We start from the raw sequence: 16,118 nt of genomic DNA, 5'->3' as shown, positions 1-16,118 counted from the left end.
AAATAGGAAGTAATATGAAAGCAGTTATTTTGGCCGGAGGGCTTGGTACACGTTTAAGTGAGGAAACAAGTACTCGCCCAAAACCAATGGTTGAAATTGGTGGTAAGCCTATTTTGTGGCACATTATGAAAATGTACTCGTCTCACGGAATTAATGATTTTGTAATTTGTTGTGGTTATAAAGGGTATGTCATCAAAGAATATTTTGCTAACTATTTTCTTCATCAATCGGATGTTACTTTCTGCATGAAAGAAAATAGCATGGATGTGCATGAAAAGAGAGCTGAACCCTGGACAGTGACATTGGTGGATACAGGGGATGAATCTATGACTGGTGGACGTCTGGGACGAGTGGCTGATTATATTAAAAATGAAGAGGCCTTTTGTTTTACTTATGGTGATGGGGTTGGTGATATTGACATTGCAGAAACAATAGAGTTTCACAAACAACACGGCAAGCAAGCCACTCTCACTGCGACTTATCCTCCTGGACGTTTTGGCGCATTAGATATACAAGCAGGTAAAGTGAATAGCTTTAAAGAAAAACCTAAAGGTGATGGTGCCATGATTAACGGTGGCTTTTTTGTTCTCTCACCGAAAGTTTTGGAGCGAATTGACTCAGATGCATGTGTGTGGGAGCAACAACCACTTGTGGGGTTGGCGGATGATGGGGAGCTAATGGCTTACGAGCATCACGGTTTCTGGCAGCCAATGGATACCTTGAGAGATAAAAACTATTTAGAAGAATTGTGGAAATCGGGCAAAGCGCCTTGGAAAAACTGGGAATAATTACTAATGATTGATTCTGGTTTTTGGAGCGGGAAGCGGGTTTATCTAACTGGCCATACGGGGTTTAAAGGTAGCTGGTTAGCACTTTGGTTGACCGAAATGGGTGCTGTCGTGAAGGGTTATGCCCTAACTCCACCGACCAAACCTAACCTGTTTGAAGAAGCTAAAGTTGCTGAAAAAATTGAATCGCAGATTGGTGATATTCGCGATTTTGAAGCTTTAAAAGTAAGCCTGTCTGAATTTAACCCAGATATTCTGATTCATATGGCTGCACAACCTTTAGTGCGCTTGTCCTATAAAGAACCTTTAGAAACTTATGACACTAATGTCATGGGAACGGCTAAAGTGCTTGAAGCGGCGAGAATCTGTTCAAATTTAAAAGCAATTGTCAGTGTTACTACTGATAAGTGTTATGAAAACAAAGAATGGGTCTGGGGGTATCGAGAAGATGAACCGATGGGAGGGTTTGACCCTTACTCCAGTTCAAAAGGCTGTGCTGAGTTGGTGACTTCAGCCTATCGTCGGTCTTTTATGCAAGAACAAGGTATTGGTTTGGCTTCTGCCAGAGCCGGTAATGTGATTGGTGGTGGAGACTGGGCGGGTGATCGATTGGTTCCAGATATTTTACGTGCGTTTGAAAAAAATCAGCCAGTTGTTATTCGCAATCCCGCTTCAACACGCCCTTGGCAACACGTACTTGAGCCGCTTTCCGGTTATTTGGTTTTAGCCCAACATCTATACCAAAACCCAAAGGATTTTGCAGAAGGATGGAACTTCGGCCCTTATGAAGACGACGCTAAACCTGTGGATTGGATTTTAAATCACATGGTCGCTAACTGGCCGGGGGCAAGTTGGGAACTGGATAAAAACGCCCATCCTCATGAAGCGGGTTATTTAAAGTTGGATGTCTCTAAAGCCAAAGCGAGGCTTAAATGGCACCCCACTTGGCGTTTAGAGCAAACACTTGCCAAAATTATTAAATGGCACCAGGCCTGGCTAAATAACGCGGATATACAACAAGTGTGTCTGGAAGAAATTAATGAATTTATGAGAGATTTTAACAATGCAAACCACTGAATCGATTAGACAAGAAATTTCCGAACTGGTCAAAAAGTATGCTGAGCTGCAGTATGGCGAAAAGCCTTTTGAGCCAGGAGTATCGGTTGTTCCGCCATCAGGTAAGGTAATTGGCGAAACAGAGCTTCAATATATGGTTGAGGCTTCCTTAGACGGTTGGTTGACCACAGGGCGCTTTAACGAACAGTTTGAAAAAGAACTTGCCGAATTTATCGGTGTTAAACATTTAATTACCGTTAACTCGGGTTCCTCTGCAAACTTGGTTGCTTTTAGCGCTTTGACGTCTCCTAAGTTAGGGCCGCGTGCAATTAAAAAGGGAGATGAGGTTATTGGCGTGGCAGCAGGTTTTCCGACTACTGTGAATCCTATCGTGCAATTTGGTGCTGTTCCGGTGTTTGTTGACGTCGATTTAAAAACGCACAATATCGATGCCGACTTGATTGAAGCCGCGATTACGCCAAAAACCAAAGCTATTATGTTGGCGCATACTTTAGGAAATCCTTTCAATCTTGCGAAAATTAAAGCCATTTGTGAAAAGCATCATTTATGGCTAATTGAAGATTGTTGTGATGCTCTTGGTGCTGAATTTGATGGTAGAAAGGTCGGTACGTGGGGCGATATTGCAACCTTGAGCTTTTATCCTGCGCATCACATGACTATGGGAGAAGGTGGCGCCGTTTTTACCAACGATGCACAGTTGGCAACCATTGCCGAGTCCTTTAGAGATTGGGGGCGTGATTGCTATTGCAAGCCTGGATGCGACAATACATGTGGCACTCGCTTTAGTATGAAACTGGGTGATCTACCGGAGGGGTATGACCACAAGTACACCTACTCGCATTTAGGTTACAACTTAAAAATCACTGATATGCAAGCTGCGTGTGGTTTAGCGCAATTGAAACGCCTACCTGAGTTTATTGACAAACGTAATGCCAATTTCGATTACCTGAAGAATCGTTTAAATTCCGTGACCGATTTTATTGAACTGACTGATCCAACAGAGAACTCAAAACCGTCTTGGTTTGGGTTTCCAATTACCTTAAAAGAAACCGCAGGTGTTAGTCGTGTGGATTTAACCAAATATCTTGATCAATGCAAAATTGGTACACGTTTACTCTTCGCTGGAAACCTGATTCGACAGCCTTATTTTGAAGGAGTGGAGTATCGGGTGGTTGGAGATTTAACTAATACCGATATCACCATGAACCAAACCCTTTGGTTGGGAATCTACCCAGGCCTGGATAAAGAACATTTGGATTATATTGCAGAAAAACTAGAAGAATTCTTTGGTGTGAACTTCTAATGTCAAAACCAACGGTTTTACTTACTGGCGCAACCGGCTTTTTGGGAAGCCATTTACTGGAAGCCTTAATTCAGCAAGGCTATTCAGTAGTGGTGCTTAAACGCACGGCATCTAGCTTATGGCGAATTGAACATTTGGCAGGGCAATACAAAAGCTATGATGTAGACGTTCAGTCCATATCAAAAATTTTCGAGCATGAGATAATAGATATTGTTATCCATATGGCAACTTTGTATCGGAAGTTTGACAATGGGAATGAGGTGTCGGAGATGTTGGCCTCGAACGTGACATTTCCGGCCGAAATCGTGGAGGCTGCTTCCCGTAAGGGCATTAAGGGGTTTATTAATACGGGTACTTTTTTTGAATATGATTGTTCTAGACAACCGGTTGATGAAAGTACTTCTATTGCCCCTTTTAATTTCTATGCCAAGACCAAGCTTGCTTTCGAGTCAATTTTAAAAACACACTCAGATAAGATGATGGTCAATACCTTTAGGTTATTTTCACCTTACGGTGAAAAAGATAATCAAAAATTAGTCCCCATGATTATCCAAAAAGCATTGGAGGGAGAGGTAATTGAATTATCCGAAGGGTTACAGAAAATTGATTTGATTTATGTAAAGGATATTGTCTCGGCCTATATGAAAGCGGTAGAGAGAATCTCGTCAGGTACTTTCCCGCCTGAGTATGAAGTGTTTAACCTTGGTTCGGGCGTGCCGCTCAGTATTAGAGATATTGTTTCGATTGTAGAACAAAAAGTCGGTAAGCCGCTTAAGAAAACGTGGGGAGAGGCTTCGAAGATTGATATTCCCATTGCCTATGCAGACATTACAAAATTAGAACGAATTTTACACTGGAAACCTGAATATACGGCTTTACAAGGTATTGAAAACACTGTCAGCTTTTATCAGAAAGAAGGAATGAAATGATTGTTAAATCAACACCACTAGATGGCGTATTTGAAATAGAAAATAAAGTATTTGAGGATTGTCGAGGAAAGTTTGTGAAAACTTTTCATGAAGATGTTTTCAAATCTCACGGCTTAGAATGTGATTTTAAGGAAAGTTTTTATTCCGTATCGAAAAAAAACGTTCTTCGAGGAATGCATTTTCAATTACCCCCTCATGATCATGCTAAATTGGTTTATGTCACAGATGGTGAAATCTTGGATGTTGCGGTTGATATTCGTAAAAAATCACCGACTTTTGGAGAGTGTTTTGCGACAAAGCTTTCGTCAGACAATGCAAAGTCCTTATATATGAGTAAAGGGTTTGCGCATGGTTTTTTAACCTTGTCAAATTTTGCCACAGTGACCTACTTAACGACGACCGTTCATGCACCGGAGCACGACTTTGGAATTCGGTGGGATAGTTTTGGATTTGATTGGCATGGTTATCATATTGATACATCTTTAGTTTCAGAACGTGATAAATCGTTTAAGTCGTTAGAGCTATTCTGTGAAGCCATCTAAAAAGGCAATTACTTCAGGGTATGTAGCGCAGGCATTAAATATTGGCTATGGGGTTCTTATTCTGCCATTTATGTTAGTTTTTCTGTCACCAGCAGAAGTTTCTTACTGGTTGGTCTTACTATCATTTTTAGGTTTGGTAATGGTTTTTGATTTTGGTTTTTCGCCTACCATTACTCGTAATGTTGCCTATGTAATGTCTGGAGCACAAACGCTCCAAGCACAGGGTGTTTGCTCAACTAATAATAGTGGAGAGCCTAACTGGAAACTATTCGGACAATTATATCAAACAGTTAAAAAGTTATATTTTTATATTGCATTAATTGGGCTTATCGTGTTTGGTTGTTTTGGAACCTGGTATGTGAACTTGTTTCTGGATAATAACCCTATCGTATATGGGTGGCAGGTTTGGTTGATTTTTCTTATAGGATTTATTTTTAATTTATATTTTTTATTTACCCAACCATTATTAATGGGGATTGGTTCCATATACCAAGCTAATATGACGAATATTATTATGCGAGGTTTATGGTTATTGTTGTCATTGGTTGGGCTATGGTGGTTTGAGACGATTTTGGTAATGCCCATAGCATATTTACTGGGGGTTTTTTTTGCTCGTATATATGCGTATGTTGTTTTGAATCAAAAAATAGTTTTTATTATTTTTAAAAAATCTCGGTTGCTTAAGGTTTTGCTACCAAATGCTTGGCGATTAGGAGTGGTAATGCTCGGAGCTTTTTTAATTAATAAAGCGACGATATTTTTTGCAGGGATCTACTTTACTGCTGATGTGTCGGCATCCTATATGATTACCTTACAAGTGTTATCAGTTGTTATGGCGCTCTCAAATGTGTATTTTCAAATGCATATTCCGCAATTAAGCGGTATGCAGCTAGAATTAGTTTCGAGTAAAAAGAAACTTTATTATAAGTTAGTGTTGGTATCACTTTTAATCTATGCATTTTTTGCATTTGGAATAATGTTATTTGGTGATTTAGCCCTCAGTCTATTGAGTACTGATATTGTACTGTTACCTATCTCTTTACTGTCATTAATATTGTTTTTTGGTTTTCTAGAATTGCATCATAGTCTTGCAGGAATGTATATTACGACTCTGAATGAGGTTCCATTTGTTTGGTCGGCGGTTTTATCTGGTTCAGCGATAGTTGGGTTAATTGTTTTTGTTTTTTCTTATCTCAAGATGGATAGTATGATCTGGCTTATTCTTATTCAAGGGTTAGTGCAATTAGCTTATAACAATTGGAAGTGGCCATTGGTAGTGTATAAAAAATTACAGGAAGACAAGAGTGAATGAACTTGATTTAGATTATAAAGATAATTTTTCGGTGTATTCACATGTGAAAACTGAGTTGGTTCATGGGGTGCCTAATTTTGACGGGTCTATTGTGTCAATTATGATACCTACCTTTAAACGTCCCCATTTGCTTAGAGAGGCTATTGAATCTGCTTTAAATCAAAATTGTGATTTAAAATACAATGTGATTGTTGTTGATAATGATGATATAGGAGAAAGTTGGAAAGACGTAGAAGAGTTAGTGGGTTCATTCAATGCCGAAAACTTGTATTTATTTCGAAATAACCAAAATATTGGTATGTTTGGTAATTGGAATAGATGTATAGAATTATGTCCAACCGAGAAAGTTATAATCTTGAATGATGATGATTTATTGGACATATCGTTTATCGCTCAAATGTCTTTGTATATGCATGAGAATGAGCTGGTAGTGTGTAACCATAAGAAATTCGGAACGAAGCACAGAGAGGGTAATATTAAGAAAGCCTTAGATAAATTTAAGCTTTTTTTAGAAAAACTTTTAAAAGGTAAGTGTTATTCATATGCGCATGAAGATATTTTATTTTATGGTCCTACTGCTGGTACATTGGGTGTGATTTTTAATAAAAGTCATATGAAAAAAATTGGTGGGTTTGATGAAGCATACTTTCCTATATCTGATTATGAGTTTTTTTATAGATATTGGAAAAACTTTGGAGTATGTAAAGTTAACGAGGTATTGGCAAGCTATAGGATTTCTGAAAATGAGTCCTTGAAAATAGAGACTCTTAGGAATTTTTTAATTAAAGAATATTTGCTACGAAATGAGATATTAGAAGAATATCCTATCGGAAAGAGAAGAAAATGGCTCTATTCTAAATTAATAAAAATTATAGCTGGAAATTATGCTGTATTTTGGAAAAGCCTAAATGATGACTTCAATTCATATCAAGAGATAAAAAAAATTAAACTTGAAAGTTATTGCGCTTCTTCATTGTTAACTGCTCGGATACGCTCGTTGTTTGTATATATAGTATTTTCAATATGCTCTAAAGTAAAAAACAAGCCAGAAACAGTTTTTCGACGATGAATTTAGGTTATCGGTATAAATGAAAATTTCTAACCTTTATTTTTTAAATTTTTTTATTGCATTTGTTTTATTTTCAGCTCCTGTAATCAGTTCACTATATAACTTTTCTCCCGGACAAAATTGGTACTTGATTAAAGATTTAGCTGTTGTGGTCATGTTGCTTTTTGCCTTGTCTATTTCAACACAAGCCCTTAACGCGAATATTTTATATCTCTTGATTCCTGTTTTAATTGTGTCAGCTTATGGAGTGCTTTTTAGTGATTCGAACTTGTTTTTACAGGTTGCTTCACTGAGGCAATTTTTAGTACCGTTTGAATTTGTTTTGATTGGTTATTTGGTTGTTCGGTCTCAATGTGATTACTTACGCCTTAGTTACGCAACGTTATTAGTGGTATTTGTCATATTGATATTTGGTTTTTTTGAGCGTTTCACCTATTTTTGGCAATTGGTTCCTGTAGAAGCTTTTTTTACAGCGAAAAATATTCCCGTTTTTGTCACGGGTTACCCTGTATTTTGGATTGAACCAATATCGTTACTGGGGTTTCGACCGTTCGATGCAGGGGTTCCAAGAATGGTTTCAACAGTATTTGACCCTATAAACTTAGGCGCGATATTTGTGTTTGCATATACGTTGTTGCTATTTGAAGGAAAGGCTTTTTTTAGTAGTTTTTTTCGAAAGATATATTTGGTTGGGTTGTTGGTGGGTATTTTTTTAACCTTTTCAAAAGGCGCTTGGTTACAGCTCATTTTAACAGTATTCATTTTTAATACGCGGGTCCCATTGCCTTGGAAAATTTTTGTTGTGTTGGCTTGCAGTCCTTTTGTTTATGCATTTGTATTATATCACGCAGGTTTTGAAGCACACTTGATTGGTTTTGTTGAAATTTTTCACCATTTAACAATTTTAGGGGGCGGTTTAGGAAGTTTTGGTAATTATACGGCCATGTTTTCAAACTCGACTGTAACTGGAGTTGGAGATTCATATTGGGCTGCGGTTATGGGGCAGTTTGGCTTTTTAGGTTTTATAATTTGGTTTTTAACATTTCTGTGGATTATTGCTAGACTGGGGTTGACGCATTACTTGTCATGGTTATTGATGTCCCAGTTACTAGTGAGTGCTCTTTCCGAAAATGCGTTTAATTTCATGAGTGTTTTTCTTTTGATGATATTTGTCGGTGGCTTTCTTCGGCTAAAAGATAAAAAGGCTGTTTAATGAAAATTGTGTTGGTTGAACCTATAGGTGGTCATGGTGGCATGGAAATATATGACTACGGGATAGCTAAAAGTCTTGCTGAGCATGGTTGCGAGGTTACCTATATTACATGTGATAAAACTAGAGATTTGGGCAGTAGGTATAATATTACCGTTAAGAAATTTTTTGGTTCGATGTATGATCGCCACAGAAGTCCTTTGTTAAGATTTCTATCGTTTTTGAAGGGCGGAATGAATAGTGTAAGGTATATTCGTAAGCATGATTATGATGTTGCGCAACTACATATATTTACATTTTCACTGGTCGAACTGTTTTTATTGATATCTTCGTTATTCTATAAGACAAGAGTGTTTGTCAATATACATGACCCAATTTCATTTGGTCGAAAATCAAACCGTTTGATTAAGCTAATTTTTATCAAGTTATTATCCTTTTCCAAAATAGTTGTTACAACTCATACGAATTATTCAAAAAGTATTTTAAAAGAGATGCTACCTGGAAAAGAAGTAGTTTTGATGCCGCATTCAGATATTGATTTTATTCATGAGTACGACAGCTTTCCTCAGGAGGTTAAAACGAAGTATGGATTAGAAAAAAGCGATAATTTTGTTTTATTTTTTGGACAAATAAAAAAAACTAAAGGGCTGGAAACTTTGTTAAAAGCATGGCCTATGGTTATCAAAAGATGCCCTGAATTGAAATTGTTAATTGTTGGTCGCTGCTGGCAGAATGATTGTTCCATTTATGATGAGTTGATCAATAAGCTGGGAATTGGAAGGCATGTTGTTTGGAAAAAGGGCTATGTGCCAGATGAAGACGTCCCCAGCTATTTTTCGTTAGCTGAAGTTGTTGTATTGCCATATACTCGAATTTATTCTAGTGGGGTGCTATTGAGAGCCATGGGTTATGGCAAGCCAGTTATTGTTTCTGATCAGCCAGCCTTTACCGAAATCGTAGAGCATAACCTAACCGGTTTGGTTTTTGTGACTGAGGACGTTGTAGACCTTTCGGAGAAAATTGTAGAGGTGATAAAGAACCCGGATTTGCAAAAGAACCTCACGTTTAACGCTTCTAAATTAATGGAGAATAAATATTCATGGGATGCTGTTGGAAAAAAAATGCTCTCAATCTTTAAAGGTGAGGTGGAATGAAACCAAACGTCAATGGAAAGATTTTTATACTGGGGTGGAGTGGTTACATTGGGCAGGCTTTGTGCAAAAGATTAGAAGAACAGGGTGAGCCAGTTGTAAAGGTGGGAAGGAATTCTAGTAGCGACTGTATATTTGATCTTGAAACATGTAATCTTTTGGCGTTGGACGAGGTGGCGGCAGGTGATAAGTTTGTCTTTCTGGCAGCGATATCTTCTCCTGAAGAGTGCGCTAATAACTATAGTTATTCTTATAAAATAAATGTTGCTCATACTTCTAATGTTATCGAATATCTTTTGAATAAAAGTGTCCATGTCTTATTTAGTTCCTCGGATGTCGTCTATGGGCGCACAGAAGCACCTGTTGATGAGAACAGTCCCATTAATCCTGGGTTTGCATATGCAGAAATGAAAGCAGAAGTTGAGAAACGATTTTTGCAAAATAACTATTTTTCTGTTATGCGCCTTTCTTATGTTTGGTCGATAGGTGACAAGTTTACAAAATTTTTATTGGAGAGCAGTAAAAATGAAAGTAATGTTGAGGTATTTGATCCTTTTGTCCGTTCAGTTGTTTTTTTAAGAGATGTAATCGACTTTATTGATTCTTTTGTTGTAGCTAAAGATCAATTCCCTCGGCTTGTAAATCTGTCTGGCCCTGAGTTTATTTCCCGTGTGCAGCTGGCTAAAGAAATTTCACGTTTCGTGTCTTTTTCTTACACTGTCGTTCACCCTGATGAGAATTTTTTTAAGTATCGACCAGATCACATTTTTATGACCAGTGTGTATCTGTCTAGTGTTTTAAAAAGAAAGCCTTATTGTATGAAAGAGGCAATGAAAATTAGTTTTAAAGAATATTTGGAGCCCTAAGTATGACCAAAAAAGTTTTAATTACAGGATTTACAGGCCAGGTGGGGTCTCAGTTAGCAGATTTTCTATTAGATCAAACTGATTATGAAGTAGTGGGAATGATGCGTTGGCAAGAACCGATGGATAATCTATATGATTTGACTGGCCGAATTAATAATAAAGAGAGGGTCAGTGTATTTTATGCTGATTTGAATGATTTTTCGGCGATTGCCAGAATGCTTGAAGAGGTAAGGCCCGATTTTATTTATCATTTAGCGGCCCAGTCTTACCCAAAAACTTCATTTAATATTCCGATTGAAACTCTCCAAACAAATATTATTGGAACAGCCAATTTACTTGAAGGGATTAGACAATTAAAAGAGAAAAATGGTTTTGATCCAGTTGTACATGTCTGTTCATCAAGTGAAGTATATGGCAGGGCAAAGCCAGGGGAGGTTCTAAATGAAGATACTAAGTTTCATGGAGCCAGTCCATATAGTATTAGTAAAATTGGAACAGATTATCTTGGACAGTTCTATGGTGAGGCTTATGGTATAAAAACATTTGTTACCCGTATGGGGACTCACTCTGGGCCTAAAAGGAGTGATGTATTTTTTGAAAGTACTGTTGCTAAACAAATTGCTTTAATTGAGGCAGGGTTTCAAGAGCCAATCATTAAAGTTGGGAACCTGTCGAGTGTTAGGACATTTCAAGATGCCAGAGATGCGGTAAGGGCCTATTATCTTCTTTCGCAAGAGAGCTATAAAGGAAATGTACCTTGTGGTGAAACATTTAATATTGCTGGAGAGGATGCATATAAGTTGCCAGAGGTTATAGACTTGTTGCTAAGCTTTAGCAGTAGGCATGACATTAAAGTAGAGACGGACTCAGAAAGATTAAGGCCAATTGATGCAGATTATCAAATGTTTGATAACACAAAAATCAAATCATTTATTGATTGGGAGCCCGAGATTCCAACTTCAAAAATGTTTAAAGACCTATTAGATCACTGGCGTGATGAAATTAAAAAAGGAAAGGTTCCATTAAATAGATAATATAGTCTGCTGAGAATTTTATGAAAGTTAGATCGCGCGCGCCATTGCGCTTAGGTATTGCTGGAGGCGGGACAGATGTTTCGCCGTACTGTGATGAATTTGGTGGAGCAGTGCTAAATGCTACGATTGATATGTATGCATATTGCACAATTATAGATCAGTGTGAGGGGAAGGTTGAGTTTGAGGCTCAAGATATAGGTAAGTCTTTTTCTGGTATTCCTGGTATGCAAGATATTGCTGGAGACTTGGTTTTACATAAAGCAATATACAATCGAGTTATGGAAGATTTTAATGATGGAAATTATTTATCAATAAAAATCACCACCTATTCTGACGCTCCGGCGGGAAGTGGTCTTGGATCATCTTCGACATTAGTGGTGGCAATTTTAAAAGCTTTTCAAGAGTTATTGAATTTACCATTAGGTGAATATGATTTAGCTCATTTAGCATATGACATAGAGCGAATTGATTGTGGCCTGTCAGGAGGGAAGCAAGATCAATATTGTGCCGCTTTTGGTGGGGTTAATTATATGGAATTTTTTTCCGACGACAGAGTCATCGTTAACCCTCTGAGAATTAAGCAGCATACTTTAAATGAACTTGAGGCTAGCACATTATTATTCTTTACAGGCGTCTCGAGGGATTCAGCGAATATTATCAATGACCAAATTCATGCCGTTGAAGATTTACAGAAATTAGAAGGTTTACATAAAGTAAAGCAAAGTGCTGCTGTGATGAAGGAGTTTATATTGAAATCTGATATCTGCCGTTTGATTGAGCAGCAAACAAGTGCTTGGCAAGCGAAGAAGGTAACTTCGGCTCTAATTTCTAACCCTTTAATTGAAAAAATTTCTGAAACGGTTATCGGTGCAGGAGCTAAAAGTTTGAAAGTATCTGGTGCTGGTGGGGGTGGGTTTATGATGATTTTTTGTGATCCTGACAACCGTCATCATATTCAAAATAAGTTAAGGCAATATGAGGGGCGGTTTTTTAATTTTCATTTTACGAACACAGGGGCTGAATCGTGGGTAGTCAATCACTAAGCCACCAGTATTTAAAAAAACATATTGAAGATTCAATTTATGTAAAACAATCAATTCTAGAAGACTCTCTTCTTTTGAGCACCTTGTATGATGTCTCAGTTTTGTGTGTTGAAGCTTTTCGAGCCGGTAATAAGGTCATTTTAGCTGGTAATGGTGGTAGTGCTGCGGATGCCCAGCATATTGCAGCAGAGTTTGTCAGTCGCTTCCGATTTGACCGTCCTGGGTTGCCTTCTCTGTCTTTGTCTACTGACACCTCAATGTTGACTGCAATCGGTAATGATTACGGGTATGAAAAATTGTTTGCGCGTCAGTTACAAGCAAATGGGCGTGAAGGTGATGTATTCATCGGAATCAGTACTTCCGGTACATCAAAGAATGTTGTTGAAGCCATGAAAGTCTGTCCTGAGCTTGGCATTACTTCTGTCGGGTTTACCGGCCAGGGGGGAGGGCTTTTAGTTGATTTGGCTGATCATTGTTTATGTGTTCCAAGTAACTCAACGGCATTTATTCAGGAATCACATATCATGCTAGGCCATATTATTTGTGGTTTTGTTGAAGATTCGATTTTTAGGAAATAAGGGTATGGAAGCAGTTGTTTTAGTTGGGGGGCTTGGCACTAGGCTAGGGTATTTGACAAAGCTAACTCCAAAGCCAATGCTACCAATTCGCAATAAGCCTTTTTTGGAGTTACTTTTGAAGAGTGTTAAAAAAAAGGGAATTGATAGGGTTGTCTTAGCAGTTGGGTATCAGAAAGAAGTTGTGCAGTCCTACTTTGATACAAATGACAGAGATTTACCCCAAATAGTTTTTTCTGTTGAAGATAAGCCTCTTGGAACAGGAGGAGCTATTTGCCAAGCTTTAATGCAAACGGAGTCTGATAGTGTGTTTGTTTTAAATGGTGATTCTTATTTGGATTTAAGCTTTCAGGACATGAAAGACCAGCATGAGAAGGCTAATTGTGACATAACAATTGCAAGCTGCTTCGTTCGCCCTGCGGATAGATATGGTGTGATGCAAGTAAATGATGAACGTCAGGTTATATCTTTTGAAGAGAAAGGAAAGAAGCCTGAAGGGTTGATAAATGGAGGGGTTTACTTGCTCAATAAAGTGATTATGAGGAGGGTGTTGGATAAAATTGTGGAAATTCCTTATTCATTTGAGGAGGATGTTCTTGCCAACAGAACATTAGAATTAATCAAGTGCCACTTTCAAGTAGATGGTTATTTTTTAGACATAGGTGTTCCATTCGACTATGAAAAGGCACAAAAAGAATTATATATATGAATAAGACGTTATTAATACTCGGTACGCGAGGCGTTCCTGCATCTCACGGGGGCTTTGAGACCTTTGCCGAAAATTTAGCCGTATATCTTGTGAAACAAGGGTGGGATGTAACGGTTTATTGTCAGGAGTCGTATGAAAATTTTGGTGAAGTCACGGAATCCGAGTGGGAGGGAGTTCGCCGCATCCATATCCCGGTGAAGGGCAGTGGTGCGAAAGCCACCGTCGTTTTTGATTATCTTTCCGTTAGAAATGCTCTAAACCAACCAGGCCTGGTATTAACATTGGGTTACAACACGGCATTATTTAATTTATGGTTCCGCCTGAAAGGCAAAAAAAACCTCATTAATATGGATGGAATTGAGTGGAAACGCGATAAATGGGCTTGGTATGAAAGAGTTTGGCTGTATTTTAATGAAAGAATGGGGTGTTTGGTTGGGAATCATCTGATTGCCGATCACCCAGAGATTAAAAATCATTTGAAAACACGTGTTTCAGACGAAAAAATTACAATGATTCCTTATGGTGCACGAGCTGTTTTGACGGCGGATGAGAGTTGCCTGTCACCGTATGGTATTCAATCGAAACGATATGCCCTGCTGATTGCCAGGCCGGAGCCGGAAAACAGTATTTTGGAAGTGGTTCAAGCTTTTTCGGCTAAGAAACGTAATCATTATTTAGTTGTGCTAGGGCGCTATGAAGCGTCTAATGAGTATCATTCGAAAGTGCTCGCGGTCGCGAGTGATGAGGTTAAGTTTATTGGCGCGGTTTATGAACATTCGACACTGGATGCTTTAAGGTTCTTTGCATCGCTTTACATTCACGGCCATACGGTTGGAGGAACGAACCCTTCGTTAATCGAAGCGCTGGGAGCTTCGCAACCGGTTTTAGCACACGATAATCAATTCAATCGTTGGGTCGCCGGAGGAAAATCCGAATATTTTAACAGTGTTGAAGAGTGTTCAGCTGCTTTGGATAGTCTATTGAATGATGGCGCCAAGTTGTCGGAAATGTCCGATGATTCTCAAAAACGGTTCAATGAGCTGTTTACTTGGAAAACGGTACTGAAACAATATGAAGATTTGTTAGTTCGTTACATAGAAAAGGATTAATAAGCGTTTTTATTGATGAACCCTTTGAAAATAGTCAAAATGATAATTCTGATATCCAGCCATAATGACCAGTTGTTAATGTAGTGCAAATCAAATTGCACTCGTTTTTCCATTTTTTCCAATGTGTCTGTTTCACCTCGCCAGCCGTTGATTTGTGCCCAGCCTGTGATGCCTGGCTTCACTAAGTGACGCTGCATATATTTGGGGACAAGCTTCCGATACTCTTCGTTATGAGCTACGGCATGAGGTCTGGGGCCGACAATGCTCATTTTGCCTTGCAATACATTAATAAATTGAGGAAGTTCGTCTAAGCTTGTGCGGCGAATAAAAGCACCAAAAGGCGTGACTCTAGGGTCGTTTTGTGTGGCTTGCTTAATAACGGCTCCGTTGTCCTGAGCGGTCATAGAGCGAAATTTGTAAACCTTAATTTCTTTTCCATTAAGCCCATAGCGCTTTTGTTTGAATAAAACTGGGCCGGGAGAACTTTTTTTGACCATGAAGGCAATCCATAAAAGTATTGGGCTGATGAGTACTAATATGATGGACGAGAAGACAACGTCCTCTAGCCTTTTAATGATTTGATTGCTGGTCGAGCTGAGAGGCGTGTCGTACACACTGAAAACGGGAATCCCTTTGAGTTCACTGGTTTTGGCATGCATGAGATCGAAGCTAAATAGGTCTGGTACGAATTTCACGACGCTGGTGGTGTCGGTGAGTTCGTTAAGGATTTGTTTGATTTTTTGCTCGGCTCGTAAGGGTAGGCAAATATAAATTTCACTGTAGTGATTTTGGTTAACGATGTCACCGATTTGATTGGTGCATCCCTTGACTGGAATGTCGTTTATCTGAGTGTTGTGAAGCTCTGTGTTGTCGTCATAAAAAGCACAGACACGGTAGCCCAACCAGGGGTTGTTTTGGATGATATTGGCAATATGTTGGCCAACTTTACCTGCGCCGATAATGGCAATGGTTTTGGTGTTATTACCGTGCATACGGTATTTGGCCAAGACAGTTCGTAATGTGACGCGGTAGCCGATTAAAATGATCGGCGTGATGATGGCCCAAAGGGTGACGGCCAAGCGTGAGAAATTTTCACTGTCTTTATACAAAAAAGCAATAACGATCAGTGTGGCCCAAGTGAGCAGCCAAGCGTTTAGAATGAGTTTGGCGCTGGCAAACAGGGACCGGCCTCGCCAGCTGCGATAAACGCCGACCATTTGGCTGGCGATGACAAAAACGAACCCGCCTAATAACCCCATGGTTAAGTATCGGTCGTGCCAAGGAATATTTTGAAGTTGAGTAAGGCTTAGAAGTAAGAGAATAGGGAGGAGAGCGTCAATGACGCGGTGAATCCAAACAAAACCGGAATGGTCAGGCTTGATGGCATTAAGCATAAAATTA

General features: G+C 38.8%; 16 protein-coding genes. 15 read left to right on the top strand and 1 reads right to left on the bottom strand.

Annotation, left to right across the window (positions count from 1 at the left end):
• The first annotated feature begins 14 nt into the window (after positions 1-14).
• The 15 genes from rfbF to EPV75_RS08900 are packed head-to-tail and all read left to right on the top strand — an operon-like array spanning position 15 to position 14,717.
• On the top strand, positions 15-788 hold the full coding sequence (rfbF, locus tag EPV75_RS08970; protein ID WP_128385156.1) for a glucose-1-phosphate cytidylyltransferase: 774 nt from the start codon (positions 15-17) through the stop codon (positions 786-788).
• Between the two features lie 6 nt (positions 789-794).
• Positions 795-1,865 carry a CDP-glucose 4,6-dehydratase gene (gene rfbG / locus EPV75_RS08965; protein WP_128385155.1) on the top strand — a complete coding sequence of 357 codons (1,071 nt, stop codon included), beginning with the start codon at positions 795-797 and terminating at the stop codon, positions 1,863-1,865.
• Positions 1,852-3,168: a lipopolysaccharide biosynthesis protein RfbH gene (gene rfbH, locus EPV75_RS08960; RefSeq protein WP_128385154.1), complete on the top strand. Its 1,317-nt coding sequence runs from the start codon at positions 1,852-1,854 to the stop codon at positions 3,166-3,168. The genes rfbG and rfbH overlap by 14 nt, the downstream gene beginning before the upstream one ends.
• Entirely contained in the window at positions 3,168-4,097 is a 930-nt protein-coding gene (locus EPV75_RS08955) for an NAD-dependent epimerase/dehydratase family protein (RefSeq protein WP_128385153.1), read from the top strand. Before rfbH ends, EPV75_RS08955 begins: the two co-directional genes overlap by 1 nt.
• A complete protein-coding gene (rfbC, locus tag EPV75_RS08950; RefSeq protein WP_128385152.1) occupies positions 4,094-4,639 on the top strand; it encodes a dTDP-4-dehydrorhamnose 3,5-epimerase in 546 nt (181 codons plus the stop codon). Before EPV75_RS08955 ends, rfbC begins: the two co-directional genes overlap by 4 nt.
• On the top strand, positions 4,626-5,951 hold the full coding sequence (gene wzx, locus EPV75_RS08945) for an O-unit flippase-like protein (protein WP_128385151.1): 1,326 nt from the start codon (positions 4,626-4,628) through the stop codon (positions 5,949-5,951). Before rfbC ends, wzx begins: the two co-directional genes overlap by 14 nt.
• Positions 5,944-7,020 (top strand): glycosyltransferase family 2 protein, encoded by a 1,077-nt coding sequence (locus tag EPV75_RS08940; RefSeq protein WP_128385150.1) that lies wholly within the window; start codon positions 5,944-5,946, stop codon positions 7,018-7,020. The genes wzx and EPV75_RS08940 overlap by 8 nt, the downstream gene beginning before the upstream one ends.
• 19 nt (positions 7,021-7,039) lie before the next feature.
• Positions 7,040-8,233, top strand: coding sequence for a hypothetical protein (locus EPV75_RS08935; protein WP_128385149.1), 1,194 nt, complete (start codon positions 7,040-7,042; stop codon positions 8,231-8,233).
• A complete protein-coding gene (locus tag EPV75_RS08930; RefSeq protein ID WP_128385148.1) occupies positions 8,233-9,384 on the top strand; it encodes a glycosyltransferase family 4 protein in 1,152 nt (383 codons plus the stop codon). Before EPV75_RS08935 ends, EPV75_RS08930 begins: the two co-directional genes overlap by 1 nt.
• The gene (locus tag EPV75_RS08925; protein ID WP_128385147.1) at positions 9,381-10,247 is read left to right on the top strand and encodes an NAD-dependent epimerase/dehydratase family protein; all 867 of its coding nucleotides are present in this window, start codon (positions 9,381-9,383) and stop codon (positions 10,245-10,247) included. The genes EPV75_RS08930 and EPV75_RS08925 overlap by 4 nt, the downstream gene beginning before the upstream one ends.
• Before the next feature lie 2 nt (positions 10,248-10,249).
• Positions 10,250-11,281: a GDP-mannose 4,6-dehydratase gene (locus EPV75_RS08920; RefSeq protein ID WP_128385146.1), complete on the top strand. Its 1,032-nt coding sequence runs from the start codon at positions 10,250-10,252 to the stop codon at positions 11,279-11,281.
• Between the two features lie 20 nt (positions 11,282-11,301).
• Positions 11,302-12,324, top strand: a complete 1,023-nt coding sequence (locus EPV75_RS08915) for a GHMP family kinase ATP-binding protein (protein WP_128385145.1) — start codon at positions 11,302-11,304, stop codon at positions 12,322-12,324.
• The gene (locus tag EPV75_RS08910; RefSeq protein WP_128385144.1) at positions 12,306-12,902 is read left to right on the top strand and encodes a D-sedoheptulose 7-phosphate isomerase; all 597 of its coding nucleotides are present in this window, start codon (positions 12,306-12,308) and stop codon (positions 12,900-12,902) included. The genes EPV75_RS08915 and EPV75_RS08910 overlap by 19 nt, the downstream gene beginning before the upstream one ends.
• 4 nt (positions 12,903-12,906) lie before the next feature.
• A complete protein-coding gene (locus EPV75_RS08905; RefSeq protein ID WP_128385143.1) occupies positions 12,907-13,608 on the top strand; it encodes a nucleotidyltransferase family protein in 702 nt (233 codons plus the stop codon).
• The gene (locus EPV75_RS08900; RefSeq protein WP_128385142.1) at positions 13,605-14,717 is read left to right on the top strand and encodes a DUF1972 domain-containing protein; all 1,113 of its coding nucleotides are present in this window, start codon (positions 13,605-13,607) and stop codon (positions 14,715-14,717) included. Before EPV75_RS08905 ends, EPV75_RS08900 begins: the two co-directional genes overlap by 4 nt.
• On the opposite strand, the gene EPV75_RS08895 is transcribed toward EPV75_RS08900, so the two are convergent.
• Complete coding sequence (locus tag EPV75_RS08895) at positions 14,714-16,111, bottom strand: undecaprenyl-phosphate glucose phosphotransferase (RefSeq protein ID WP_128385141.1); 1,398 nt, start codon at positions 16,109-16,111, stop codon at positions 14,714-14,716. The genes EPV75_RS08900 and EPV75_RS08895 overlap by 4 nt on opposite strands.
• Positions 16,112-16,118 lie beyond the last annotated feature (7 nt).

Origin of the sequence: Hydrogenovibrio thermophilus (genome assembly GCF_004028275.1) — a bacterium.
In the GTDB taxonomy this organism is placed as follows: domain Bacteria; phylum Pseudomonadota; class Gammaproteobacteria; order Thiomicrospirales; family Thiomicrospiraceae; genus Hydrogenovibrio; species Hydrogenovibrio thermophilus.
This window is presented reverse-complemented; position numbering and strand designations above follow the sequence as displayed.

What these genes read in the sequence shown, in the direction of transcription:
- rfbF (WP_128385156.1), top strand. Translation starts at nt 15, where the DNA reads ATGAAAGCAGTTATTTTGGCCGGAGGGCTTGGTACACGTTTAAGTGAG.
- rfbG (WP_128385155.1), top strand. Translation starts at nt 795, where the DNA reads ATGATTGATTCTGGTTTTTGGAGCGGGAAGCGGGTTTATCTAACTGGC.
- rfbH (WP_128385154.1), top strand. Translation starts at nt 1,852, where the DNA reads ATGCAAACCACTGAATCGATTAGACAAGAAATTTCCGAACTGGTCAAA.
- EPV75_RS08955 (WP_128385153.1), top strand. Translation starts at nt 3,168, where the DNA reads ATGTCAAAACCAACGGTTTTACTTACTGGCGCAACCGGCTTTTTGGGA.
- rfbC (WP_128385152.1), top strand. Translation starts at nt 4,094, where the DNA reads ATGATTGTTAAATCAACACCACTAGATGGCGTATTTGAAATAGAAAAT.
- EPV75_RS08935 (WP_128385149.1), top strand. Translation starts at nt 7,040, where the DNA reads ATGAAAATTTCTAACCTTTATTTTTTAAATTTTTTTATTGCATTTGTT.
- EPV75_RS08930 (WP_128385148.1), top strand. Translation starts at nt 8,233, where the DNA reads ATGAAAATTGTGTTGGTTGAACCTATAGGTGGTCATGGTGGCATGGAA.
- EPV75_RS08925 (WP_128385147.1), top strand. Translation starts at nt 9,381, where the DNA reads ATGAAACCAAACGTCAATGGAAAGATTTTTATACTGGGGTGGAGTGGT.
- EPV75_RS08920 (WP_128385146.1), top strand. Translation starts at nt 10,250, where the DNA reads ATGACCAAAAAAGTTTTAATTACAGGATTTACAGGCCAGGTGGGGTCT.
- EPV75_RS08915 (WP_128385145.1), top strand. Translation starts at nt 11,302, where the DNA reads ATGAAAGTTAGATCGCGCGCGCCATTGCGCTTAGGTATTGCTGGAGGC.
- EPV75_RS08905 (WP_128385143.1), top strand. Translation starts at nt 12,907, where the DNA reads ATGGAAGCAGTTGTTTTAGTTGGGGGGCTTGGCACTAGGCTAGGGTAT.
- EPV75_RS08900 (WP_128385142.1), top strand. Translation starts at nt 13,605, where the DNA reads ATGAATAAGACGTTATTAATACTCGGTACGCGAGGCGTTCCTGCATCT.
- EPV75_RS08895 (WP_128385141.1), bottom strand. Translation starts at nt 16,111, where the DNA reads ATGCTTAATGCCATCAAGCCTGACCATTCCGGTTTTGTTTGGATTCAC.